At 68.1% G+C, this 295-nt stretch carries 1 pseudogene; it reads right to left on the reverse strand.

The annotated features are described in order from the left end of the window. Nucleotides 1-295: pseudogene (locus tag OO60_RS44380) on the reverse strand (crotonyl-CoA carboxylase/reductase); the annotation flags it as partial.

Raw genomic sequence — 295 nt, forward strand, 5'->3', positions numbered from 1 at the left:
GATCCTCGCCCCGAACCGCTGCCACTCCTTCGGGTCCTGCTCGTGCTCGTCCTTCCAGAACCGGTAGCCCTCGGCGTTGCGGTCGATGATCAGCTCCGCGCCCAGCTTCCGGCAGATCGCCGCCTTCTCCGGACTCGACACCACACACACGGGGATGGCGCCGCCGTTGAGCGCGTACTGCGTGGCATACGACCCGAGCCCGCCCGAGGCGCCCCAGATCAGCACGACGTCACCCTGCTTCATGTCCGCGCCGTTGCGCGAGACCAGCTGCCGGTAGGCCGTCGAGTTCACCAAC

Source organism: Amycolatopsis vancoresmycina, from assembly GCF_000716785.1.
In the GTDB taxonomy this organism is placed as follows: Bacteria; Actinomycetota; Actinomycetes; order Mycobacteriales; family Pseudonocardiaceae; genus Amycolatopsis; species Amycolatopsis vancoresmycina.